Source organism: Martelella sp. K41-7 (assembly GCF_055808365.1).
Map to the genome: position 1 here is coordinate 2,033,974 of NZ_CM147867.1, position 25,179 is coordinate 2,059,152.

General features: G+C 58.3%; 18 protein-coding genes, 1 tRNA gene and 3 pseudogenes. 4 read left to right on the forward strand and 18 right to left on the reverse strand.

Annotation, left to right across the window (positions count from 1 at the left end):
• Nucleotides 1-28 precede the first annotated feature (28 nt).
• Both istA and istB read left to right on the forward strand, forming a co-directional pair.
• Nucleotides 29-1,623: pseudogene (gene istA / locus AC0L7L_RS09605) on the forward strand (IS21 family transposase).
• Nucleotides 1,620-2,380, forward strand: a pseudogene (istB, locus tag AC0L7L_RS09610) (IS21-like element helper ATPase IstB). The pseudogenes istA and istB overlap by 4 nt, the downstream one beginning before the upstream one ends.
• A gap of 354 nt (nucleotides 2,381-2,734) precedes the next feature.
• Here the strand turns inward: istB and AC0L7L_RS09615 are convergent.
• The 5 genes from AC0L7L_RS09615 to proS all read right to left on the reverse strand — a co-directional run bounded on the left by AC0L7L_RS09615 (nucleotide 2,735) and on the right by proS (nucleotide 7,202).
• Nucleotides 2,735-2,819: transfer RNA gene (locus AC0L7L_RS09615), tRNA-Leu, on the reverse strand.
• Between the two features lie 198 nt (nucleotides 2,820-3,017).
• On the reverse strand, nucleotides 3,018-3,296 hold the full coding sequence (locus AC0L7L_RS09620; protein ID WP_473513598.1) for a hypothetical protein: 279 nt from the start codon (nucleotides 3,294-3,296) through the stop codon (nucleotides 3,018-3,020).
• Between the two features lie 554 nt (nucleotides 3,297-3,850).
• Nucleotides 3,851-4,546, reverse strand: coding sequence for an ABC transporter ATP-binding protein (locus AC0L7L_RS09625; protein WP_272211658.1), 696 nt, complete (start codon nucleotides 4,544-4,546; stop codon nucleotides 3,851-3,853).
• Between the two features lie 12 nt (nucleotides 4,547-4,558).
• Nucleotides 4,559-5,860 carry a lipoprotein-releasing ABC transporter permease subunit gene (locus AC0L7L_RS09630; protein ID WP_473513600.1) on the reverse strand — a complete coding sequence of 434 codons (1,302 nt, stop codon included), beginning with the start codon at nucleotides 5,858-5,860 and terminating at the stop codon, nucleotides 4,559-4,561.
• A gap of 13 nt (nucleotides 5,861-5,873) precedes the next feature.
• Nucleotides 5,874-7,202 (reverse strand): proline--tRNA ligase, encoded by a 1,329-nt coding sequence (gene proS, locus AC0L7L_RS09635; RefSeq protein ID WP_272211662.1) that lies wholly within the window; start codon nucleotides 7,200-7,202, stop codon nucleotides 5,874-5,876.
• A gap of 564 nt (nucleotides 7,203-7,766) precedes the next feature.
• On the opposite strand from proS, the gene AC0L7L_RS09640 reads away from it, so the two are divergent.
• Entirely contained in the window at nucleotides 7,767-8,387 is a 621-nt protein-coding gene (locus AC0L7L_RS09640; RefSeq protein ID WP_473513603.1) for a hypothetical protein, read from the forward strand.
• Between the two features lies 1 nt (nucleotide 8,388).
• Here the strand turns inward: AC0L7L_RS09640 and AC0L7L_RS09645 are convergent, their stop codons facing one another.
• The 8 genes and pseudogenes from AC0L7L_RS09645 to AC0L7L_RS09680 all read right to left on the reverse strand — a co-directional run bounded on the left by AC0L7L_RS09645 (nucleotide 8,389) and on the right by AC0L7L_RS09680 (nucleotide 16,719).
• Nucleotides 8,389-8,655, reverse strand: a complete 267-nt coding sequence (locus AC0L7L_RS09645) for a DUF1467 family protein (RefSeq protein ID WP_473513605.1) — start codon at nucleotides 8,653-8,655, stop codon at nucleotides 8,389-8,391.
• A gap of 213 nt (nucleotides 8,656-8,868) precedes the next feature.
• Nucleotides 8,869-10,014, reverse strand: coding sequence for an iron-containing alcohol dehydrogenase (locus AC0L7L_RS09650; protein WP_272211664.1), 1,146 nt, complete (start codon nucleotides 10,012-10,014; stop codon nucleotides 8,869-8,871).
• Nucleotides 10,011-11,396, reverse strand: coding sequence for an aldehyde dehydrogenase family protein (locus AC0L7L_RS09655; protein WP_473513607.1), 1,386 nt, complete (start codon nucleotides 11,394-11,396; stop codon nucleotides 10,011-10,013). Before AC0L7L_RS09655 ends, AC0L7L_RS09650 begins: the two co-directional genes overlap by 4 nt.
• A gap of 75 nt (nucleotides 11,397-11,471) precedes the next feature.
• Nucleotides 11,472-12,846, reverse strand: a pseudogene (locus AC0L7L_RS09660) (glutamine synthetase family protein).
• 93 nt (nucleotides 12,847-12,939) lie between these two features.
• A complete protein-coding gene (locus AC0L7L_RS09665) occupies nucleotides 12,940-13,986 on the reverse strand; it encodes a TRAP transporter substrate-binding protein (protein ID WP_473513609.1) in 1,047 nt (348 codons plus the stop codon).
• Nucleotides 13,987-14,102: 116 nt separating this feature from the next.
• The gene (locus tag AC0L7L_RS09670; RefSeq protein ID WP_272211667.1) at nucleotides 14,103-15,431 is read right to left on the reverse strand and encodes a TRAP transporter large permease; all 1,329 of its coding nucleotides are present in this window, start codon (nucleotides 15,429-15,431) and stop codon (nucleotides 14,103-14,105) included.
• On the reverse strand, nucleotides 15,428-15,937 hold the full coding sequence (locus tag AC0L7L_RS09675; RefSeq protein ID WP_272211668.1) for a TRAP transporter small permease subunit: 510 nt from the start codon (nucleotides 15,935-15,937) through the stop codon (nucleotides 15,428-15,430). Before AC0L7L_RS09675 ends, AC0L7L_RS09670 begins: the two co-directional genes overlap by 4 nt.
• The gene (locus AC0L7L_RS09680) at nucleotides 15,937-16,719 is read right to left on the reverse strand and encodes an N-formylglutamate amidohydrolase (RefSeq protein ID WP_473513611.1); all 783 of its coding nucleotides are present in this window, start codon (nucleotides 16,717-16,719) and stop codon (nucleotides 15,937-15,939) included. Before AC0L7L_RS09680 ends, AC0L7L_RS09675 begins: the two co-directional genes overlap by 1 nt.
• 150 nt (nucleotides 16,720-16,869) lie before the next feature.
• Here AC0L7L_RS09680 and AC0L7L_RS09685 point away from each other — a divergent pair, with 150 nt between their 5' ends.
• Nucleotides 16,870-17,742, forward strand: coding sequence for a MurR/RpiR family transcriptional regulator (locus tag AC0L7L_RS09685; RefSeq protein ID WP_272211670.1), 873 nt, complete (start codon nucleotides 16,870-16,872; stop codon nucleotides 17,740-17,742).
• A gap of 6 nt (nucleotides 17,743-17,748) precedes the next feature.
• Here the strand turns inward: AC0L7L_RS09685 and AC0L7L_RS09690 are convergent, their stop codons facing one another.
• Genes AC0L7L_RS09690 through nuoL form a run of 5 tightly spaced genes read right to left on the reverse strand, consistent with a single transcriptional unit; the run spans nucleotide 17,749 to nucleotide 25,175 of the window.
• Nucleotides 17,749-19,422: a ribonuclease J gene (locus AC0L7L_RS09690; RefSeq protein ID WP_473513613.1), complete on the reverse strand. Its 1,674-nt coding sequence runs from the start codon at nucleotides 19,420-19,422 to the stop codon at nucleotides 17,749-17,751.
• 7 nt (nucleotides 19,423-19,429) lie between these two features.
• Nucleotides 19,430-20,197: a biotin--[acetyl-CoA-carboxylase] ligase gene (locus tag AC0L7L_RS09695; protein WP_473513615.1), complete on the reverse strand. Its 768-nt coding sequence runs from the start codon at nucleotides 20,195-20,197 to the stop codon at nucleotides 19,430-19,432.
• Entirely contained in the window at nucleotides 20,198-21,637 is a 1,440-nt protein-coding gene (gene nuoN, locus AC0L7L_RS09700; RefSeq protein WP_473513617.1) for an NADH-quinone oxidoreductase subunit NuoN, read from the reverse strand.
• 17 nt (nucleotides 21,638-21,654) lie between these two features.
• On the reverse strand, nucleotides 21,655-23,166 hold the full coding sequence (locus AC0L7L_RS09705; protein WP_272211677.1) for an NADH-quinone oxidoreductase subunit M: 1,512 nt from the start codon (nucleotides 23,164-23,166) through the stop codon (nucleotides 21,655-21,657).
• Nucleotides 23,166-25,175 (reverse strand): NADH-quinone oxidoreductase subunit L, encoded by a 2,010-nt coding sequence (nuoL, locus tag AC0L7L_RS09710; protein WP_272211678.1) that lies wholly within the window; start codon nucleotides 25,173-25,175, stop codon nucleotides 23,166-23,168. Before nuoL ends, AC0L7L_RS09705 begins: the two co-directional genes overlap by 1 nt.
• Nucleotides 25,176-25,179: the final 4 nt, after the last annotated feature.

Genomic DNA, 25,179 nt, shown 5'->3' on the forward strand with positions numbered 1-25,179 from the left:
AGCGCAGGAGGGACAGAGGATTTACACCGTGGATCTTTATCTGAAGGTTCGTCTGGCCGTCTCGGAAGGGATGAGCCGGCGTCAGGCAGCCAAACACTTCAACATATCCCGCGACAGCGTAGCGAAGATGCTGTCGTATTCGACGCCACCTGGCTATCAGCGACAATCACCAGTCCGGCGGCCGAAGCTGGACGCGTTCGTTTCGACGATCGACCACTGGTTGGATGAAGACAGACACGTGCCGCGCAAACAGCGCCATACGGCCAAGCGTGTTTTCGACCGGCTTTGTGATGAGTGCGGGTTCACCGGCGGCTATACGATTATCAAGGACTATATCCGGGAGCGGGAACAGCGCCGTCAGGAAGTGTTCGTGCCGCTTTCTCATCCGCCCGGCCATGCGCAGGCGGATTTCGGTGAGGCGACGGTGGTGATCGGCGGTGTCGAGCAGAAAGCCCGGTTCTTTGTGCTCGACCTTCCGCATAGCGACGGCTGCTACGTGCGGGCTTATCCGGCGGCGGTGGCCGAGGCCTGGGTTGATGGCCACGTCCATGCGTTCGCCTTCTTCGGGGCCGTGCCGCAATCGATCGTCTATGACAATGATCGCTGCCTTGTGGCGAGGATCCTGCCTGACGGCACGCGTAAGCGGGCAACACTGTTCAGCGGGTTCCTGTCCCACTACCTGATCCGGGATCGCTATGGCCGGCCCGGAAAGGGCAATGACAAGGGTAACGTCGAGGGCCTTGTCGGTTATGCCCGGCGTAACTTCATGGTCCCCATCCCGCAGTTTGCGACCTGGGATGCGTTCAATGCCTTTCTGGAAGAACAGTGCCGGAAGCGCCAATGTGACAGGCTGCGCGGTGAGAGCGAGACGATCGGTGAACGGCTGCAGCGCGATCTGGCTGCCATGCAGTCCTTGCCAGCGTCGCCATTTGACGCCTGCGACCAAGCCAGCGCCAGGGTGACGGCCCAGTCTCTCGTTCGCTACAAAACCCGCGCATCGGCCAGGAGATCGGGAACGATTTCCGTTCGGAACGATGCGCATATTCAAAGTGCCGGATCGTCGCGTGCGCAAAGAGCGCACGGCGATCCGGTGACTATTCCGTGCCTGTCGCCTACGGTCATCAGGACGTTTGGGTTCGAGGCTATGTCGACAAGGTGGTGATTGGTTGCCGCGGCGAGATCATCGCCCGCCATCCCAGGAGCTGGGATCGGGAAGATGTCATCTTCGACCCTGTTCATTACCTGCCGCTGATCGAACAGAAGATCAATGCGCTGGATCAGGCGGCCCCTCTGCAGGGCTGGGCTCTGCCGGAGGAGTTTGCGACACTGTGCCGGCTGATGGAAGGCCGCATGGCAAAGCATGGCCGGCGAGAATACGTACAGGTTCTTCGTCTGCTGGAAAGCTTCGATATGGCTGACCTGCATGCGGCGATCAAGCAAGCTCTGCAACTCGGGGCGATTGGCTTCGACGCCGTCAAACATCTGATTCTTTGCCGGATAGAGCGCCGGCCGCCGCGACTGGATCTGTCGATTTATCCCTACCTGCCGAGAGCAACCGTCGAGACGACATCGGCGAAGGCGTATATGGGCCTCCTGTCATCGGGGAAGGGAGAAGCGGCATGAGCACCGAAGCACCCGAGATCCTGCTTGCCCACGACCTCAAGAGCCTGAAGCTGCCGACCTTCCAGCGGGAGTATCAGAAACTGGCCCGGCTTTGCGCCACCGAGGGCGTCGACCACATCGGGTACCTCAGCCGGCTTGCCGAGCGGGAAATGGTCGAACGGGATCGTCGCAAGGTCGAGCGGCGTATCAAGGCAGCCAAATTCCCGGTCGTCAAAAGCCTCGACAGTTTCGACTTTGCCGCCATCCCGAAGCTCAACAAGATGCAGGTGCTGGAGCTGGCCCGCTGCGAATGGATCGAGCGTCGCGAGAACGTCATCGCTCTCGGCCCCAGCGGAACCGGGAAGACGCACATAGCGCTCGCCCTCGGCCTTTCAGCCTGCCAGAAGGGCCTGTCCGTTGGCTTCACCACAGCCGCAGCCATGGTCTCAGCGAGATGATGGAAGCCCGTGACGAGCGGCGCCTCTTGCGTTTCCAGAAGCAGATGGCAGGGTACAAGTTGCTGATCATCGACGAACTCGGCTTCGTGCCGCTCTCCAAGACTGGCGCGGAACTGCTGTTCGAGTTGATCTCGCAACGTTATGAGCGGGGCGCCACCCTGATCACCAGCAATTTGCCCTTTGATGAATGGACCGAAATCATGGGATCCGAGCGCCTGACCGGCGCTCTGCTCGACCGCGTCACGCACCATGTCAACATTCTCGAAATGAATGGCGACAGCTATCGTCTCGCCCAAAGCCGTGCCCGAAAGGCCAGCTGAAACCCTTCAGAAAATCGCTACGCAGGTATGAGGCCCCCGCTCGGGCTACGCCCTCCCGCGGGCCTCATACCTGCGCCCGAGGTGGCCGACTTTTGCTCCGCCCCGTGGCCGGTTTTTACACCGCCGTTGACAATCCGGCTATGGCTGCAAAGCACGAGCTGAACGTTCTGCAGGAACATCTAGATCGATGGTCCAAGGAAACTCGATAAGTTTTACCCGACTTTAAAATGGATCGTTGGCAGCGAAAATCTCCAGCTCGAATAGCTTTCAGTCGAACGTCGATTGCTGCAAAACCAACTGTCAAAATTGCAAAACCGCGCGTCACGCTACAACGCTACAGTCACGCTACACCAGTGGTGCGCGTGGAGGGACTCGAACCCCCACACCTTGCGGCGGCAGGACCTAAACCTGCTGCGTCTACCAATTCCGCCACACGCGCCCGGCGCGCCATATCTCAATGGCGAGGCCACAGCCCTCATAGGCGAGCTGAAGACTGGATGCAACACCCTGCTCCGCTGAACACCGAACAGATATCGACAGAAGCCAGAAAAACAATCTTGGGTTGATTTTCTCGGATTTAAATTGAGGCCCTGGCTGCAGCCGGTCCTCAACTTAGGACAGGCAGAGATCAAGCGCATTATTGCTTCTGATCGCCGCCATCGTCCTCATCTTCAAAACGCTCCTTGACGTCTTCGATGATCATCATCAACGCCTCCCGCTTGGATTGGCACCCGTTTTGTCGGCCGAATTCTTCAATGAATTTAGCATGATCTGTCGTAATCACGGTCGACAGACTGGCAAGCCCCCGCTCTTTGAAGCTTCGCCGAAAATTGCGCATATAGCGGTTCCAGGCTGCGCGCTCCTCATCAGTCCGTTCGGACTTTTGGCTATTTTCTTCCGCCCGATTCTGCATCATCTTGTTCCCTTTCCAGCTAAATCATATATGCACTTTATACGTGTTTTATCGCCGTAAATCAATTATAAATAGCAAAATCGAGAGGAGAGTGAAATATTATTCAATATATTACATGTGATATTAAAACATAAACAGCACTATTACTTGATAGATTGAATTTAAAACATCACTCAACGTCAGGCTTTTGACGTAGTATTAATGACATGCATAGACAGCGTTCTATGCTCATTCCGAAGCTGATTTCAACTTGACCTGCCGGCCTCTCTTGACGTAACAGTCAGATAACCACCTATCCGTGTATTTATACATATAGGATTATATTCCTATTTTGCAATCTTTTTTTACCCACCCGCAAAATGCCTGCAGGTGCACGACTGGTGTCAGGATCGGGGCATTGTCACCCGACAAAACAGGACGGGCGGGACAAAGCTGCAGGCTGGCAGCATTGCGCCTGCTGAATTAACTCTGATGACACCCCGGAACACAGGTTTGCGATCCGACGCCAGTACCGTGCCGGTCGGCTGCAAATAAGGGGGAAACGGGAGTGCTGCTGCTCAGCCGGACAAGCCGTCGCGGTCGACGATGAGACCGTCGCTCAGGGTCACACGGCGGTCCATCCGCTCGGCAATATCGAGATTGTGCGTAGCGATGAGCGCGGAAAGCCCAGACTGCCGAACCAGCGCCTCGAGCGCCTCGAATACATAGCCGGCTGTTCCGGGGTCGAGATTGCCGGTTGGCTCATCGGCAAGGAGCAAGCTCGGCGCATTGGCAACCGCACGGCCGATGGCCACACGCTGCTGCTCGCCACCGGAAAGCTCTGTGGGGCGGTGCTGGGCACGGTGACCGATCTTGAGATAATCGAGCATCTGGTCGGCGCGTTCTCCCGCCTCGCGTGGCGCAAGGCCGGCAATCATCTGCGGCAGCATGACGTTTTCCCGCGCCGTAAACTCAGGCAGAAGGTGATGAAACTGATAGACAAAGCCGACATCATTGCGGCGCAAGGCAGTGCGCGCGTCATCGTCGAGCGCGGTCGCCTCGCGGCCATTGAGGAAAACCTCACCGGAGGTCGGCTTTTCAAGCAGGCCCGCGATCTGCAGCAGGGTCGATTTTCCCGTGCCCGATGGCGCCACGAGCGCCACCATTTCGCCCGGCATGAGCGTAAGCGATGCGCCCTTCAGAATCTGCAGGACACTGTCACCCTGCCCGTATTCATGCACGATCGACTTCAGTTCCAGTGACGGATTGGACAAGGTATTCTCCCGCTATTCGTAGCGCAGTGCCTGAACCGGATCGAGACGGGAGGCGCGCCACGCCGGAAAGATCGTCGCGATGAATGAAAGCGTGAGCGCCATGACCACCACGGTCATCGTTTCGCCAAAACTCATTTCCGCCGGCAATGTGCTCAGGAAATAGAGCTGCGGGTCGAACAGCACCGTGCCACTCACCCAAGAGAAGAACTGCCGGATCGATTCGATGTTGAGGCAGACGACGACGCCGAGAAAAACGCCTGCAAATGTGCCCACAGTGCCGATCGCCGCCCCGGTCATGAAGAAAATCCGCATGATGGCGCCTGAGGTCGCGCCCATGGTGCGCAGGATCGCGATGTCCGGCCCCTTATCCTTTACCAGCATGATCAGTCCGGAAATAATATTGAGTGCTGCCACGATCACGATCAGTGTCAGGATCATGAACATCACATTCCGCTCGACCTCCAGCGCGCTGAAGAATGTCCGGTTATTCTGTCGCCAGTCGGAAATCTGGATATCCTCGCCCGCCGCCGCCCGTATCGCCGGGATAATGGCATCGACGTCGTCGGGATGATCGATGAACACCTCGATACTCTGCACCTTGTCGCCGGCGTTAAAATAGGCCTGGGCCTGGCCAAGCGGCATGAAGATGATCGAGGCATCATATTCCGACATGCCGATCTCAAAAATGCCGGAGATGGTATAGGCCTTGACCCGTGGATTGACGCCAAAAGGGGTAACATCGCCTTCCGGCGAGATCATGGTGATCCGGTCACCGGCAAAAAGGCCGAGCGAGCGCGCCATGCGTGACCCGATCAGAACCCCCTCGCCGCTGGTGTAGCCGACCATGTCGCCCTCGACGATATTTTCGGACACCATGTCGAGCTTCAGCATGTCGTCTGGGCGAACGCCGCGCACCAGCGCACCGCTGCCCGCTCCTTGCGCGCCGGAGACCAGCGCCTGGCCCTCGACCAGCGGAAAGGCAAGACGAACCCCCTCAACGCCCTCGATACGCTGCGTCAACGCCGCATAATCGGGAAAAGGCTGCCCCGCTGGCAACACGACGATATGGCCGTTGATCCCGAGAATACGGCTGACCAGTTCACTGCGGAACCCGTTCATCACCGCCATCACGATGATCAGCGTGGCGACGCCGAGCATGATCCCGAGGAATGAGAAGCCGGCAATCACCGAGATGAAGGCTTCCTTGCGGCGCGAGCGCAGATACCGCCAAGCCACCATGCGCTCGAAAACGGAAAAAGGCTTCGCCCTTGCGGGGTTTCCGGCAGTCGTCTGGTCGGGTTCGGCCGCAGCCATCTACACGTCCTCCTCAGCGCCCGGCAGTCAGCCTGGCAATCGCAGCGTCCACCGACATGGTTTCGCGTTCGCCGGACTTGCGGCGCTTCACTTCGACCTCACCGGCGGCGACGCCGCGCGGGCCGACTACGATCTGATTCGGCACCCCGATCAGATCAGCGGTGGCGAACTTCGCCCCCGCACGCTCGTCAGTGTCATCATAGAGGACATCAAGACCGGCATTGGAAAGCGCCTCATAGAGCTGCTCGCTGACATTGCTGCAGCCCTCATCGGAGACTTTCATATTAATGATCACCGCGTCGAAGGGTGCGACAGAGTCCGGCCATATGATACCGTTTTCGTCATGAGAGGCTTCGATGATGGCGGGAACAAGGCGTGTCGGGCCAATGCCGTAGGAGCCCATATGCACGGGATGCTCCTTGCCGTCCGGACCCTGCACGACGGCGCTCATCGGCTCGGAATACTTTGTGCCAAAATAGAAGATGTGCCCGACCTCAATACCGCGCGCGGAAAGCCGTTCGCCCTCGGGCAACGCATCGAAGGCGGCCGCATCGTGCATCTCGTCGGTTGCCGCATAGACAGATGTCCACTGATCGAAAATGCCTTTCAGGGTTTCGACATTGTCGAAATCGAGATCCGTGGCGGGAATGTCGAAATTCACAAAATCCCGGTGGCAGAACACTTCCGATTCGCCGGTTTCGGCAAGAATGATGAATTCATGGCTGAGATTGCCGCCAATCGGACCTGTATCGGCGCGCATGGGAATGGCGCGAAGGCCGAGCCGGTCGAACGTCCGCAGGTAAGCCGCAAACATCTTGCGATAGGAGTGTTCTGCACCCTCCAGCGTCAGGTCGAAGGAGTAGGCGTCCTTCATCATGAATTCGCGCGAACGCATGGTGCCGAAACGCGGACGGATCTCGTCGCGGAATTTCCACTGGATATGATAGAGGTTGAGCGGAAGCTGCTTGTACGATTTCACCGAGGAACGGAAGATCTCGGTGATCATTTCCTCATTGGTGGGGCCGAACAGCATGGCGCGGTCCTGACGGTCGGTAATGCGCAGCATTTCCTTGCCATAGGCCTCGTAGCGCCCGCTTTCGATCCAAAGATCGGCAGACTGCATGGTCGGCATCAGCAGTTCCACCGCACCGGCGCGGTCCTGTTCCTCGCGGATAATGCGGTTGACCTTGTCGAGAACCCGCTTGCCGAGCGGCAGCCAAGAGTAAATTCCCTGCCCGTGCTGGCGGACCATCCCTGCACGCAGCATGAAGCGGTGCGAGACAATCTCGGCCTCCTTGGGGGTTTCCTTCAGGATAGGCAGGAAATATCGGGAAAGACGCATCGTTAGCTGCTTTCTTGTCGTCATCCCGGCAAGCCGGGAATCGATTTGATATCGGGTTTATTCACGGTCCTTTTAGCGGCTTCCGCAGCAGAGTTAAAGCCGTGAAACAAGTCACGAACAAAACTCGCATCGCACGCCGGATAACCAGCCTTGACAGATGTCAAGCACACGAAACGGTACAGAACACAGTAAAGTGTTTGTCAAACTCAAAAACTCTTCTGACTGTCGCAAAAATGCAAAATAGGGGATGACAAAGCCCAATCATTGGGCTAGCTTAAGCTCATAAAACAGGCAGGGAGCTTAAATTCTTGCCTTTTCTTCGCGGTCAAGTCTTGGGAGGATCGATCCAGGCGCGCCTGTTCGCAGCCCCGGTAACGGAACGGATCACGCGATACTTGAAAAACAAGGCCTGAGGCCTTGTTTTTTTTTGTTTTCTCGACACGGGTTTTGCCCGTTAGTACTTTTTTGCCACAAACCCAGTCTCATTGCCCGCCGCATTGACCCGTTACCGCGATTGCCGGACAACGCCCTATCGACAATACACGTCAAGGGATCAGACCGGCCGTGCACTGCAACCGAAAAACCTCCGTCTTTGCGGCCTTGTCCGCCGCCTGTCTTGCAGCCTTCTCCGTAAACGCACGGGCGGCCGATGTTTCCGACGCCTTCTATCTTGATCTTTCCGGCGGTCCGGCCGCCTTCATGCTGCATATGAACGAGGATGCGCTCAATGATGTGATCGCCGATACCTATTGGGGAATCGATGGCCGTCTCGGTATCTGCAGCAAGGGACCGTTCAACCTGTGTGCCGGCTTGACGGGCTTTGCCGCACTTGGTGACTCAACCAAGGCAGTCGAGAGCCGCATGGGCGGTGGTAAAACCGAGACCGATCTGAGCTCGATTGGGGCCTATGTCCAGGGCAAGGCCAATCTCGGGCTGATGACCTTTTCACCCTACGCCGGATACCGACAGGTTTTCGGCGATGTCTCGATCGACAACAACAACCGCTTTTCACCGGCGGACATTGATACCGGCGCCCTCTTTGGCGGTCTTGAGAGCAGCATCAAGTTTTTACCCACCGATCTTGAACTCGGCGCCCGTATCGAATACGGCCGTTCAACCGGCGACAGCGGTGCAGCAGATTTCGATTACGGCCTCGCCAGCGCATTTTTGCGCTTACGGTTCTGAATCAGGACGTCCAGAACAGGGCGGAGAGATCATCCAGCCCGTAGCCCGCGACGATCACCACAAGATACCAGGCCGCAAACAAAAGCGCTGCCACCAGAGAGGTCCAGAGGATAACGCGCCACGGCCGAAACCGATGCGGCGCACTGGCCGTGGTTCCGGGCACCACATCACCCTCCTCGTCCTGAGTGCGCAGACCGAAGGGCAACACGGCGAACAGTGTGACCCACCAGATGACGAAATAGACCGCGAAGGCGGAAAACAGCGACACGGAAACCTCCACTCCTGACGATGTCGTTTTCTACGTGCGACCAGTAGACCGTTTTTCCGCGCTCATGCAACTCTTGTCATTTCCCTCAACGTCATTGCGCTTTGCTACGTTTGTCCCGCGGTAAGGCGAAAGACATCATCCCCGGTGCCACCGCCTGTATCAAAAAAGGAACCGCCAAAACGATGCCCTTTCGTAGATAATCAGCATCCAGCCTCAGAAGCAGTCGGCCAGAAGCGCCCTGGTGTTCTCGAGCGTCATCTCAACCGGATTGCCGCCCGTGCTCGGGTCGTCGAGCGCCATTGACGCCAATTCATCGATGCGGTCCGGTGCAATGCCCATTGCGGTCAGGTTTTCCGGCACGCCAAGCTCGGCTCTGAATTCGAGCACAAAATTGTAGAAGCCGTCATAGCCGCCCGAAATCCCGAGATAATCGGCCGCCAGTTTCAGCCTGGCGGCAATTTTCTCGCGGTTGAAACGCAAGACCGGTGGCATCACCACCGCATTGGTCATGCCGTGATGGGTGTTGTAGACCGCCCCGAGCGGATGGGAAATCGCGTGAATGGCGCCGAGCCCCTTCTGGAACGCAACGGCCCCCATGGCGGCGGCACTCATCATCTCTGCACGCGCTTCAATGTTTTCCGGCTCATGATAGACCTTGGGAAGATTATCCTTCACCAGCCGCAACCCCTCAAGCGCAATCCCGTGCGACATCGGGTGATAATGCGGCGAGCAATAGGCCTCAAGGCAATGGGCGAAGGCATCGAGGCCGGTGCCTGCGGTGATGATCTTCGGCATGCCGACCGTCAGTTCCGGATCGCAGATCACCACGCCCGGCAGAAGTTTCGGATGGAAGATGATCTTCTTCACATGGGTCTCGGAATTGGTGAGTACCCCTGCCCGACCGACTTCCGATCCCGTTCCCGCCGTTGTCGGCACCGCGATGATCGGCGCAATGGCGTATGCATCGGCGCGAGTCCACCAGTCGCCTATATCCTCGAAGTCCCAGACGGGCCGGGTCTGGCCGGCCATCATCGCCACCAGCTTGCCGAGATCGAGCCCCGAGCCGCCGCCAAAGGCAATCACACCGTCATGGCCACCATTCCTGAACGCGGCGATGCCATCGGCGAGGTTGTTTTCGTTCGGGTTCGGATCGACGTCCGAAAACAAGGCTGTATCCAGTCCGCCATCGGCGAGGATCCTGAGTGCGTTCTGCGTGATCGGCAGGTTTGCCAGCCCCTTGTCGGTGACCAGCAGCGGATTGGTCATCCCGAGACTCTTGCAGGCTTGGGCAAGCTCGGTAATGCGACCCGCACCGAACCTGATGGCGGTTGGATAACTCCAGTTGGCTGTGAGGCTCATTTTGTGACTTTCTTCATATGGTATGACTTCGGCCGGGTCAGGTTGTGGTAGCCGATAAGGGAAAGCGAACCGCCGCGACCTGTGTTCTTGCACCCCGTCCAGCAAAGCGCCGGATCGAGATAGTCCGCCCTGTTCATGAACACGGTCCCGGTTTCGATGCGGGCACCGAGTGCTGCCGCGCGCTCGGGATCGGCGGTCCAGAGCGATGCGGTCAGGCCGTATTCGCTGTCATTCATCAGGGAAAGCGCCTCTTCATCGGAGGTAACCTTCATGATGCCGACCACCGGACCGAAACTTTCCTCGCGCATCACGCTCATCGAATGATCGACATTCACCAGAACCTGCGGCGCAAGGTAGGTGCCGCCATCATCCTCGGGAAACAGTTTTGGGTCGACCAGCGGCGTTGCACCGGCCGCGACCGCTTCTTCAATCTGCTTTCTGACGACAGCGGCAAAACGCCTGTTCGCCATCGGCCCAAGGGTCGTCGCCTCATCAAACGGATTGCCAAGCTTGTAGGCAGAGGCGAAGGCAGCAGCCTTTTCCACAAACGCATCATAGAGACTGTCGATCACATAGATGCGCTCGATGCCGCAGCAGCACTGCCCGGCATTGAACATCGCCCCGTCCATCAGCGTCGCGACTGCGGCGTCGAGATCGGCATCCTCCATCACATAGCCCGGGTCCTTGCCACCAAGTTCCAGCCCCATCGGCGTGAACGTACCGGCTGCCGCGCGCTCCATCTGGCGCCCGCCTTCCACCGAACCGGTGAAATTGATGAAATCGAAGCTCTTTGCCGCAATCAGTTCGGATGTCGTTGCATGATCGAGGAAAAGGTTCTGAAACAGGTCTTCCGGGATACCGGCAGAGACGAAGGCTTGGACGATGCGCTCACCGACGAGAAGCGTCTGGCTGGCATGTTTGATGATCACCGCGTTTCCGGCAATCAGCGCCGGAACGATGGTGTTGATCGCCGTCATATACGGATAATTCCACGGCGCGATGACGAAAACAACGCCATGCGGCTCACGCGCGATATAGCGCCGGAAGTTGCCGCTGTCCTCAAGCGCAATAGGCGCCAGCCCCTGTTCGGCAATGCTGGCCATATAGTCGGCACGCTCGTTGACGCCGCCGAACTCGCCGCCATAGCGCACCGGCCGGCCCATCATCCAGGCAAGCTCCTCAACCACCGCGTCACTCATGGCATTGAGCGCCTTCACGCCCGCCTGAACCAGCGAAACCCGCTCTTCAAGCGGTCGCGTGGCCCAATCTTTCTGGGCCGTGCGCGCCTTTGCGACCGCAGCACTTGCGGTATCAGCGGACATTGCCTCCCGCTCGGCATAAACCGATCCGTCGATCGGTGAAATACATTGGATCATCGTCATGATCACCATCCTGTCATTTGCGATTTTCTCTCAAGGCAGTGCGCCAAAGACCCTCTTTAGGTCCAGCGCACGCCTTCAAGCACGTTCAAACCCGCGCGCAATCTCCCAGTCGGTGACGCGGCGGTCGTATTCTTCCTGTTCCCATTCGGCGGCGCGGCAATAATGATCGATCACCTCGTCGCCGAAGGCGCTTCGCAGAAGATCGGAGTTGTTCATGGCCTCGCGCGCGGCACGCAGCGTTTTCGGAATTTCGCGGACATCGGCGGTGCTGCCATAGGCATCCCCGACATAGGGCTCTTCAAGCGTCATTTCCTTGTCGATCCCGTCGAGGCCGGCGGCCAGTTGGGCGGCGAAGGCGAGATAGGGATTGAGGTCTGCGCCACCAACGCGGCATTCGATGCGGATACCCTTCGATTGATCGCCGCAAAGCCTGAAGCCGGCCGTGCGGTTATCCTTCGACCAGATCGCCTTGGTCGGTGCAAAGGTACCGGCCATGAAGCGCTTGTAGGAGTTGATATAGGGTGCCAGAAAATAGGTAATCTCGGCGGAATGCGCGAGCAACCCCGCGACATAGTGCTCCATCAGCTTCGACATGCCGAACCGGCCTTCGGGATCGAAGAACAGCGGCGTCTTGCCGTCCGCACTCCACAGCGACTGATGCACGTGGGACAGAATTGCCGGCGGCCTCGTAATTCCACTTGGCCATAAAGGTCACAGCCTTGCCCTTTTGCCAGGCGATTTCCTTGCAGGCATTCTTGGCAATCACGTGGCGGTCGGCCATGGCGAGCGCGTCGGCATAGCGGACATTGAGTTCCACCTGCCCGGCATCGGCCTCGCCCTTGGTGTTTTCGACCGGGATACCCGCGCCCTGCAAGCCGTTGCGGATCGCGCGCATCACATCCTCCTCCTTGGTGGTCTGGAGAATGTGGTAGTCCTCGTTATAGGCACTGGAACGGGTCAGTCCGCGATAACCGGCCTGCTCGGCGCTTTCAAACGACTGGTTGAAGAGAAAGAACTCAAGCTCGGTCGCCATCATCGCGCGCCAGCCGCGCTCCTCAAGCCGGGCGATCTGCTTCTTCAGGATCGCGCGCGGCGAATGGGCAACGTCCGAATGCGTGGCATGGTCAGAGACATCGCACAGGACCAGTGCCGTTCCTTCGAGCCACGGAACCCGCCGCAGCGTCGAGAGATCGGGCGTCATCGTGTAGTCCCCGTAACCCGATGACCAGCTTGTCGAAGCATAGCCCTCCACCGTGTGCATCTCCATATCGGTCGCCTGCACATAGTTGCAGCTATGGGTTTCCTTGTGGGCGCTGTCTATGAAGTACTCGCCCGTAAAGCGCTTGCCCATCAGGCGGCCCTGCATATCGATCTGGCAGGCGAGCACGGTATCGATGCTGCCGTCCGCGACATCCTTTTTCAGTTGGTTGAATGTGTATTGCGCACTCATCGGGCTCATCCTGTGGTTCATGCAATCGTCCGGAGCAGGAACACTCCGGACGATCCGTGTCAATGGTGTCGCCGCCAGTGGCAGCGACGTCGATCAGCCCGCGCGGTAGGGCGGACCGGCGGCTTTCATGTCGGCCTGATACTGCTTCAGGATCTTGACCACTTCCGCCGTGCGGTCGGTCTCGGCGGCGATTTCGTCCCAGAAGCCATCGGCGGCGTCTTCTACGGTCTTCCACTCGGCATCGGGGATCGTCGTCAACTTCAGCTTTTCACCATGGGCGCGAAGCCTGGCCTCACCGCCCCAGTACCAATGCAGGCGGTGGAGATGCGAACTATCCGTGCACATCCGGAACAGCACTTTGAGATGTTCCGGCACTTCCGCCCATTTGTCGGAATTGACGAAGAAAGAGCCGCACCAGCCGCCGGAGATGTTGTTGGTCAGGAAGTAGTTGGTCACGTCGGCCCAGCCGACAGTGTAGTCCTCGGTGATACCGGACCATGCCAGACCGTCGAGTTCACCGGTCTGCATCGCCACCTGGACGTCTTCCCACGGCAGCGTGACCGGCACCACGCCGAACTGCGACAGGAACTTGCCGGCAGTGGGGAAGGTGAAGATGCGCAGGCCTTCAAGATCGGACAGGCTCGTCACCGGGTTGACGGTGGCGAAGTTGCAAGGGTCCCAGGCGCCGGCGGAAATCCACTGAACGCCGACTTCCGAATAGGCCTTTTCCCAGATATCGGCGAGGCCGTATTCGTAAAACAGCGTCGGAACATCGAGGCTGTATTTGGATGCGAACGGGAAGTAGCCGCCGAACACTTTGATGTCGAGCGGCGAGTTCATCGAGTCGTCGTCCGACTGGACGGCATCGATGGTGCCGCGCTGCATGGCGCGGAACAGTTCACCGGTCGGGACAAGCTGATCGGCGGTGAACAGCTGGATTTCCATTTCGCCGTTGGCCGCGGTGTTGAACGCCTCGATCGACGGCTTGATGACGTGCTCGGCCAGCGCCGGACCGGCATAGGTCTGAAGGCGCCAGGTGATCTTGCTCTGGGCACGTGTGACGGCGGGTGCGGCAAGCGCCGTGGCGCCGGCTGCGGTCGCAAGGCCCGCATTTTTCAAAAAACTGCGTCTGTTGGTCATGCTGCTTCCCTCTGTTTTGCTTTTTCAGGTCGTTGGTGACCCGGCCGAACGCCGGGCCTTTCCCTTCACTAGCGCCCGAAACAACGGACGATCTCCCGCACGCTTCAGTCACTCCCTCAGCGCGCATAGACGAGGTTCGGCAACCACAGGGCTATCTGCGGAAACGCCGTGACGATCGCCAGACCGATGATCATGATGATCACGAACGGCCAGACGGAGCGGTAGATATCAGTCAACGAAATCTCCCTTGGCGCCATGGCCCGCATCAAGAACAGGTTGTAGCCAAAGGGTGGCGTCATGTAGGCAATCTGGCAAGTGATGGTGTAAAGCACGCCGTACCATACGAGATCAAAACCAAGATGCCCGACAAGCGGCACGTAAAGCGGTGCGACAATCACCAGCATTGCCGTGTCATCGAGAAACGTGCCCATGATGATGTATGAAATCTGCATCATGATCAGGATTTCCCAGGGGCCGAGATCCCAGCGTTCCAGCAGAAGATGTTCAAGCGCGCGGACCGCGCCAAGCCCGTCAAACACCGCGCCGAAGCACAGTGCGGCCATGATGATCCACATGAACATGCACGAAATGCCGAGCGTCTGCTCCAGCGTGCGGTTCAGCAGTTTCCATGTCAGACGCCGTTTGAACAGTGCCGCGACAAGCGCGGACAGCGCGCCGATGGCCGCGCTTTCCGTCAGGCTGGTCACGCCCATCAGGAAAAGCCCCATCATCAGGAAGAAGATTACGAAGGGAATGATTCCGGCGCGCAGAAGCTTCAGCTTCTCGCCAAGCGGCATGTCGCGTTCTTCCTTCGGCAGCGAAGGCCCGAGCGCCGGGTTCATGCGGCAGCGGATAACAATGTAGATGATGAACATCGCCGCCAGCATCAGACCGGGCAGCGCGCCCGCGACCCAGAGCTTGCCGACGGGCTGGCGGGCGATCATGCCGTAAAGCACCAGCACCACGCTCGGCGGCACCAGAATGCCGAGCGAGGAACCCGCCTGGATCACCCCGGACACCATGATCTTGTCATAGCCGCGCCTCAAGAGTTCCGGCAGCGCGATGGTCGCGCCGATCGCCATCCCCGCGACGGACAGCCCGTTCATCGCCGAGATCACCACCATCAGCGCGATCGTGCCAACGGCAAGCCCGCCCGGCAGACCGCCCATCCAGACGTGAAACGCCTTGTAGAGGTCTTCGGCGATACCCGATTCCGACAACATGTAGCCCATGAAGATGAACAGCGGCAGCGTCAGCATCGGATACCACTTCATCAGCTTCATACTGGCCGAAAAGCCGAGTTCATAGCCACCCGTGCCCCAAAGGACAGCAGCCGCCACCACGCCGACAAAGCCGATCGCGGCGAACACGCGCTGTCCGGTCAACATGGTCATCATCATCGAGAAGAACAGCAGCAGCGCAATCATTTCATAGGAGAGGTTCATGCGATCGGCCTCCCCAGCGCCTTTGCCAGATCCTTGAAGAAGATCGAGGTCGTCTGCAGGAACATCAGGAAAATACCAAAGACCATGATGATCTTGATCGGCGCCATATAGGGCGACCAGCTGGAATACGAGGTTTCGCCATATTTCAGCGCGTAGCTGGTGGAGGACACACCGCCGATCAGCAGGAAGATCAGATAGGTGAACAGCATGAACACCGTGATCGCATCGACAATCGCGCGCTGGCGCGGCGTCCAGCGACCATAGAGCAGATCCATGCGCACATGGCTGTCGAGCTGCATCGAATAGGCGCCGCCGACGAGGAAATAGGCCGTCATCACAAACTGAGCCATTTCCAGCGTCCACAGCGACGGATTGAAGAAGGTCTTGGAAACGGATGACCAGAGCAGGATGCCCATCATCACAAAGATCAGCCACATGGCGATGCGACCGACCACGCGGTTGAAGCCGTCGACATAGCGAACATAGGTCTTGATTGCCTGAGGCATCAGGCCACCTCCTGCATGCCGTCGAGGCATTCGTTCAGCAGCCCCGCGACAAAACCTGCTACCGCCCCCTGCCCCACGGCGTCGGCAATCAGGTCGTTGCGAACCTCGATCATGACATTGAGGAGACCGCGTTGCAGTGCATGGCGACGCAGCGTATGCGTCACACCGTCCACCGGTGCATAGGGCTCGTTGCGGCGCACATCGTAGCCGCTGGCAGCACTGGCCTTTTTCAACATGCAGTCTGCCAGTCTCCGGTCGCTGTCGTGCAGGATCCCGATTTCGACATCACGCTTCTGACCCTTGAACACCGGTGTAAAGGAATGGATGGTTACGATGACAGCATTGCGAGCGGTGTGCGCAGTCTCATCCAAAAGCTGATCGATGCGTTCATGGAACGGCAGGTAGAGCGCCTCGGCGCGTTCTGCCTTCGCCACCGGACCAAGACCGCGATTGGCGGGCACCGCGAAAACCTCACTGATTTCGGGAGTGGAGTCGGACGCTTCGGGCGGGCGATTGCAGTCATAGACGAGCCGGGAGAAACGCTGATGAACAAGCATGGAATCAAGTGCCGTGCTCAGCAGCCGGGAGACGGCAAGCGCACCCGGATCCCAGGCGATATGGCTTTCGAGCAGCGCGGCCGACAGCCCCATATCCCCGAGAACTTCGGGAATGGCCCTGCCGGCATGTTCGCAAATCAGTATGACCCTGCTCTGGCCGGATGCGCGCTCGACGACAACAGGCGCACCATCACGGGCGCTCAAGAGCCCCGGCTTTCCCAACATCTGTTCCCCTGCATTTTCTGCACTCTGATTATGTAAATAGTTCTTCAGAAAACAGCTGTTGTCAATCGAACTCTGAAAACTTCTATTCAGTTTATCCATTGACGGATCGGCTGCGCCACTCCTAGATGTCAACAAAGTAGGAGATGCAGATTGCGTGACGGGTCCAGAACAGTCGCAGACATAATCGCCACACGGTATGACGAACTGACGCGTTCGGAAAAACGCCTCGCCGACACCATCAGTGAGAATTATCCGGTTTCCGGCCTCGGCAGCATCACCACATTGGCCGAAAACGCCGACGTCTCGACCCCGACGGTTGCACGGATGGTTCAGAAGCTGGGCTTCAAGGGGTATGGCGAGTTTCAGGCGCGGCTGCATCAAGAGCTGGAGGCCACGCTCTCCAACCCGATCGCCAAACATGACCGGCTGGCGCGCAATGTGCCGGACACGCATATTCTCAATCGCTTCGGCGAGGCGGCGATCGACAATATGCGCCGCACGCTGTCACAGCTTGATCAGGAGACGTTCGGAGGGGCGGCTGCCCTGCTCTCGGACCTCGACCGTGCGGTCTATTTCGTCGGCGGGCGCATTACCGGAGCGGTTTCCGGCTATTTCTACACCCATATGCAGGTGATCCGCCCAAAGACGACGCTGATGTCATCGAATTCCGGTTCCTGGCCGCAGCACATGCTGAACATGGCAAAGGGCGATGTTCTGGTGATCTTCGACATCCGCCGCTATGAGCAGGACATGGCGACACTGGCGCGGGTAGCGAGCGAAAACGGCGTCGAGATCATTCTCTTCACCGACCAGTGGGCCTCGCCGGTGACGAAATTCGCGCGCCACACCTTCCGCGTCCATATCGAGGTGCCGTCCGCCTGGGACTCATCCGTCGTCACACTGTTTGTGGTCGAGGCGCTGATCGAGGCGGTTCAGGCAAAAAGCTGGGACAAGACCCGCCAGCGCATCAGCCAGTTGGAAGGGTTGTTCGAGCAGAGCCGGCTGTTTCGCCGGCCCGGCTGATCCGGCTCAGCTGAGCCTGCTGACAAACACGGTCACGACAGGTTTCTTGCCCCAGCATTCATTGGCCGCAGCGCGAACCGAACGGCGCACGGCTTCCTTGACCATTTTGAGGTCCTTGCGGCGCGAACGCGGAATGCTTTCGACAGCGCCCAGAACCGCATCGAACAGCACGTCCTCCATGCGTTCGTCATCGTCGTCGAAGCCCGGCAGGCCGATCGGAACAACATCCGGATCGCCGGCGAATTCAAACTTGCTGTTCAAGACCACATTGATGGCGACATGTCCGACGAAGGAGAGCTTGCGGCGATCGCCGATACCCATCTCCTCAAACCCGCCGATGAGCTTGCCGTCCTTGAAGACGCGGCCGGCTTCAACCTTGGCGATGACTTCCGGCGCGCCGGGAGCAACCCGCAGCATGTCGCCATTGCGCACACGCGGCACATTGGCGATGCCCGCCTGTTCTCCGAGTTCCTTCTGGCCGGTCAGATGCGCGGCCTCTCCGTGGACTGGCACAAGAATTTCGGGCCGGATCCATTCATACATCTGCTTCAGTTCATTGCGGCGCGGATGGCCGGAGACATGAACAAGCGCCTCATCGTCCGTCAGAATGTGAACGCCCTGCTCGATCAACCCGTTCTTGACCTCCTGGATCGCCTTCTCGTTTCCGGGAATAGCGCGCGAGGAAAAGACCACCAGATCACCGGCAGTCAGAGCGACATTGCGCATTTCGTCACGCGAAAGCTTGGCGAGCGCCGCGCGGCTTTCGCCCTGCGAGCCAGTGAGGATCGCCACCACCTTGTCGCGCGGAATATAACCGAATTCGTCTTCCTCGACGAAGGGTTTGACCCCTTCCATCAGCCCGATGTCGCGGGCGACCTGAACGGCACGCTTCAGCGACGAGCCCAGCAACAGAACCTGCCGGCCAGCCTCTTCCGCCGCTTTTGCAATCGAACGGATACGTCCAATATTGGAGGAGAAGCTTGTGAGCGCGACCCTTCCTTCGGCGTTTTCGATGACCTTGCGCAGGCTTTCTGAAACTTCCTGTTCCGACGGAGAAACGCCATCGCGCAGTGCGTTGGTCGAATCGCACATCAGCGCGAGAATGCCTTCATCGCCAAGTGCGCGGAAACGGCTCTCGTCGGTCATCGGCCCGAGCGAGGGAGCGTGATCGATTTTCCAGTCGCCGGTATGGACGATATTGCCAAGCGGCGTGCGGATGCACAGCGCCATCGGCTCGGGGATCGAGTGATTGACGGCAACCGCCTCCACCGAGAACGGTCCGACATTGATGGTATCGCCGGCCTTGAAAATGGTGATCGGGATCTCGCCCATCGAGCGCTCATAGGCGCGCTTTGATTCCAGCAGACCTGCCGTAAACGGCGAAGCGTAGATCGGCACGTTCAGGCCCGGCCAGAGATCGTTGATCGCGCCGAAGTGGTCCTCGTGCGCGTGGGTGATGATCATCGCCTTCAGATTGGCGCGCTGTTCGCGCACAAATTCGATGTCAGGCAGGATCAGATCGACACCAGGCAGATCGGCGCCCGGGAAAGTGACGCCGCAATCAACCATGATCCATTCGCGTTTTTGCGCAGGACCATAGCCGTAAAGCGCAAGGTTCATACCGATTTCGCCAAGCCCGCCGAGGGGCAGGAAAACCAGTTCAGCGTTATTGTCCGCCATTTAAGCGTTATCCGTTCTTATTGTTTTCGAAGAAGACATCGCCAGCAGCAAAAGTGCGCGTGCCCTCTTCCGTTTCAAGTTTCAGCATACCGCCATCATCAATGCCGGCAAAAAGCCCGGAGACCTGCTCTCGGGCCAGATTAATGGTGATCCGTTCGTTTATGCCGCATGCTGCGGAGCGCCAGCGCGCGACAGTCTTGCCGACACCTCGACCGCTATCCCAGATCGCGAGCTCGTTAGCCATGACCTCGAACAGATGGGCAAACAAAACCTCTGGATCCGCACCGGCAACATAATCGGCCATTCTTGCAACCGGATATGGTGCCTCCTGCGGGCAAAAGCCAACATTGACGCCAATACCAACCACAACGGCAAAACGACCGTCGGGCAATTTCCTGGCCTCAAGCAGAATGCCGCAGACCTTTTTGCGGTCTATCAGCACGTCGTTCGGCCATTTGATCGCGACCTCCCCCTGCCCGGCCATCATGCGATCGATGGCACCATGGACCGCGACCGCAGCCACTAACGGCAGTGACGAGAGAGCGGAAACGGATGCGGGATCAACAAGCAGAAGCGAGGCATAAAGATTGCCCCGCTCCGAAATCCAGTTACGTCCGCGCCGCGCCCGACCGCCTGATTGTCGTTCTGCGGTGATCCAGAGCAAGCCCGGATCACCGGCCTCGGCTCGCTCCATCGCCTCAAGGTTGGTCGATGCTACATTGCCGAGTGCTTCATGCCGATAGGTTTCAGCAGAAGCGGTCCTGTCCGCAGCCATTTAGAACAGAGCCGCTGCTGCCACGCCTGCTGCAGAATTCAACGGGCCGCCGAACAGGAGATAGCCAATGGCGAACAGACCACTGAGGCCAAAGACAAACCGCAACTCGCTCGCCACCCGCGAAAATTCCACTGTCGGCTCATCGAACCACATGACCTTGACGATACGCAGATAGTAAAACGCTGCAACGACAGAGGCGAGAACACCGATGATCGCCAGGGCATAAAGCTCGGCATTGATCGCCGCCAGAAACACGAAATACTTGCCGAAGAAGCCAGCCAGCGGCGGTACGCCGGCCAGCGAGAACATCAGTGCGGTCATTACAATGGCCATAACAGGCTTTGTCTGCGAAAGCCCGGCAAGATCGTCGATAGTCTCGACATTCCCGCCTTCCTTCAGCCGCATCGCCATGATGATGGCGAAGGTGCCGAGCGTCATGAACAGATAGATCGTCATATAAATGACAACACCGCTGACGCCCACTTCCGTACCAGCGGCAAGGCCGACAAGCGCATAGCCCATATGGGTGATCGAAGAATATGCCATCAGGCGCTTGATATTGCGCTGTCCGATGGCAGCGAATGCCCCCAGCACCATTGAGGCGATCGAAATGAACACCACTACCTGACGCCATTGATCGACGGCCGGACCGAAGGCATCGATCAGCAGGCGGATGATGATCGCCATGGCCGCAACCTTGGGCGCGGACGCAAAAAAGGCCGTAACCGGCGTCGGCGCCCCTTCATAAACGTCCGGGGTCCACATGTGGAAGGGAACGGCGGAAATCTTGAACGTGATACCGGCGAGTACGAAGACCATGCCGAAGATGAAGCCGAGACCGGTCTCGCCAAGCGCAATCTGGTTGGAGACAGCCTCGAAGCCGATATTGCCGGTAAAGCCGTAAATCAGCGAGATGCCGTAGAGCAGCATGCCGGAGGACAGCGAACCCAGAACAAAATATTTCAGGCCCGCTTCCGTGGAGCGCAGGCTGTCCCGGTTGATCGCGGCAATCACGTAGAGCGGCAGCGACATCAGCTCAAGGCCCATATAGAAAGCCAGCATGTCGTTGGCCGAGACCATCAGCATCATGCCGGTGGTCGACAGCAGCATCAGCACCGGAAATTCGAAGCGATCGAGATATTCCGGTTCTTCATGGCCGACCGACAGGATCATCGACAGCACCGCACCAATCAGAACCAGCACCTGCATGAAGCGGGTAAAGGCGTTGAAGGTAAGCGAGCCGTTGAACGCCACGCCATTACCCGACCAAAACAGGAAGCCACCAGCAAACAAAAGCAGGGCAACAGCAAGCGCGACGATGGTCGGTCCGCTCTTGCGGCCGGCAAAGGCTCCGATCATCAACAGGACCATGGCGCCAATCGAAAGGATCAGCTCCGGTATGATCAGCTTCAGACTTGAAAGTAGGAGTTCCGAGGTCATGTCCAAAAGATCCTGTCTCAGTATACCGGCAGCGCGATGTTCTTGGTGGATTCCAGAACAGCGTCATAGTGTTGAACGATCTGGGCGACCGGCCCGTGGATCGCCGCGAAGATCGGTTCCGGATAAACACCGAAGAAAATCGTCAGAACGATCAGCGGATAAAGCACGAATTTCTCACGCATGGAGAGATCGAGAAGCCCCTTCAGGCTGTCTTTCTCCAGTGCACCGAAAATCACACGACGGTAAAGCCAAAGCGCATAGGCGGCGGAAAGAATGACGCCGGTCGCGGCAAACACGGCCACCCAGGTATTGACCTGGAAGACACCGACCACCGTCAGGAATTCACCAATGAAGCCGGACGTGCCGGGAAGCCCGACATTGGCCATGGTGAAGATCATGAAGGCGACCGCGAATTTCGGCATGTTGTTCACAAGCCCGCCATATGCCGCAATCTCACGCGTATGCATGCGGTCATAGACCATACCGACGCAGAAGAACAGCGCACCCGAGACGATGCCGTGCGACAGCATCAGGAAGATCGAGCCTTCGATACCCTCGGTTGTTGCCGAGAACATACCCATGGTCACATAGCCCATATGCGCAACCGAGGAATAGGCGATCAACTTTTTCATGTCGGTCTGCATCAGCGCCACCAGCGAGGCGTAGATGATGGCGATGATCGACAACGCGAAGATCAGCGGGGCGAAATAATAGGAGGCGTCTGGGAACATCGGCATGGAATAGCGCAGCACGCCGAAACCGCCGAGTTTCAGAAGAACGCCTGCAAGCACGCCGGAGGCCGCCGTCGGCGCTTCCACATGGGCATCCGGCAGCCAGGTATGCACCGGCCACATCGGCATCTTCACCGCGAATGATGCAAAGAAGCCAAGGAACAGCCAGTATTGCATGTTGACCGGGAAATCATACTCCAGAAGCACCGGAACACTGGTCGTTCCGGTGACCCAGTACATCGCCATGATCGACAACAGCATGAAGACTGAACCGGCAAAGGTGTAAAGGAAGAACTTGAACGAGGCGTAGACGCGCCTGTCATGCCCCCAGATGCCGATGATCAGATACATCGGTATCAGGCTCGCCTCAAAGAAGACGTAGAACATCACGATATCAAGCGAGACGAACACACCAATGATCAGCGTTTCCAGAATCAGGAAGGCAATCATATAGGCCTTCACCCGATGGGTGATGGCCGCCCAGGACGCCAGGATACAAAGCGGCATCAACACCGTCGTGAGCAAGACGAACAGCATTGAAATGCCGTCAACACCCATATGATAGGAGATCCCCGTGCCTAGCCAGGCATGGTTCTCGATCATCTGAAAGTTCGGATCCGCCGGATCATAATTGACCCAAATGAACAGCGACACGACAAAGGTAAACAGCGTCGTCAGCAGCGCGACGTTGCGGATGTTGCGCAGGCCGGTTTCGTTGTCATCGCGAGTAAACAGGATCAGCACCACGCCGACCAGCGGCAGGAAGGTGACTGTCGAGAGAATTGGCCAATCGCTCATTACAGTGCCCCTCCGAGCATCATCCACGTTACAAGAGCGGCCACGCCGATCAGCATTGCGAACGCATAGTGGTAAACATAACCGGACTGCAGCTTGACCACGCGGTTGGTGACATCGACGACCAGCGCCGCGATGCCATTGGGTCCGTACCGGTCAATCACGCCGACATCCCCTTTCTGCCACAGGAAGTGCCCGAGCTTTTTCGCAGGGCGGACAAACAGGAAATCGTACAGTTCATCGAAGTACCACTTGTTGAGCAGGAATGCGTAGATCCGCGGGAAGGCATTCGCCATCGCCTTCGCAGATGCCGGCTTGATCAGGTACATGTAGATCGCGACCACCGTACCGATCAGCATAGCGAAGAACGGCGACAGCTTGACCCAGAGCGCAACATGATGGTGCTCTTCCAGAACCTCGTTGTGCGGTCCGGTAAACAGAGCGCCCTTCCAGAACTCGGAATAATCATGGCCATAGAAGAACTCGGCGAAGACCACACCGGCAAACAGGGCGCCGACCGACAGCACGATCAGCGGGATCAGCATCACCCACGGCGATTCATGGACATGATGCATAACATCGGAGGAAGCGCGCGGCTTGCCGAAGAATGTCATGAAGATCAGGCGCCATGAGTAGAACGCCGTGAGCACGGCGGCAATCACCAGAGCCCAGAAGGAGAAGCCTGCAAGCGGGCTGGCCGAAACGAAGGCCGCCTCGATGATAGCATCCTTGGAGAAGAAACCGGCAGCACCGATGACCGTACCGGGAATACCGAAGCCGGTAATGGCGAGCGTGCCGAAGATCATGCCCCAGAAGGTGATCGGGATATGCTTTCTCAAGCCGCCCATGCGACGCATGTCCTGATCGCCGGAAACGGCATGGATGACGGAGCCTGCGCACAGGAACAACAGCGCCTTGAAGAAGGCGTGGGTAAAGAGATGGAACACGGCAGCGCCGTAGGCCCCTGCCCCGAGTGCTGCAAACATGTAGCCGAGCTGCGAACAGGTCGAGTAGGCAATGACGCGCTTAATATCGTTCTGCACCAGACCGATCGTCGCGGCAAACAGCGCGGTAATCGAGCCGATGAGTGTGACGAAGGTGAGCGCAGAGGGCGATAATTCAAAAAGCGGCGACATGCGCGCCACCAGAAACACGCCGGCCGTCACCATGGTCGCGGCATGGATAAGAGCCGACACAGGGGTCGGGCCTTCCATCGCGTCCGGCAGCCAGGTGTGGAGCAGGAACTGAGCCGACTTACCCATGGCGCCCATGAACAGCAGCAGGCATACCGCGGTAATCGCGTGCATCAACGTCAGATCCATGCCGAGGAAATGCAGCACCGGAACCTGTTCGCCCGCGGCAACAGCAACCGCATGGTCATTCGCAATATTTTCGGTGGCAGCGAAGATCGGATCGAAATTGATGGTGTGCGCAAGGAAGAACAGACCGGCAATCCCAAGCAGGAAGCCGAAGTCACCGACACGGTTGACGATGAACGCCTTCATTGCAGCGGCGCAGGCCGATGGCTTCTTGTACCAGAAACCGATCAGCAGGTAGGAGGCAAGGCCAACACCCTCCCAGCCGAAGAACATCTGCAGCAGGTTGTCTGATGTCACCAGCGACAGCATCGCAAAGGTAAACAGCGACAGATAGGCAAAGAAGCGCGGCCGGTGCGGGTCGTCATGCATGTAGCCCACGGAATAGAGGTGGACGAGACAGGAGACCGTGTTGACCACAACCAGCATGACGGCGGTGAGCGTATCGATCCTGAGCGACCAGGCGACATCGATGTTACCGGAGCTGATCCACTGCATCACCGGAACCTGGATCACCAGATCCTCGGCGTGGGACAGGAAACCGACCGAAATGAACACATACCAGGACAGGATGGCGGAAATCGCCATGAAGGCGATGGTCACCCATTCGGTGGCCTTTGCGCCGATCCGGTTTCCGAAGAAGCCTGCGATGAGGAAGCCGAGCAACGGCAGGAAAACGATGAGTTTGTAAATCATCTGG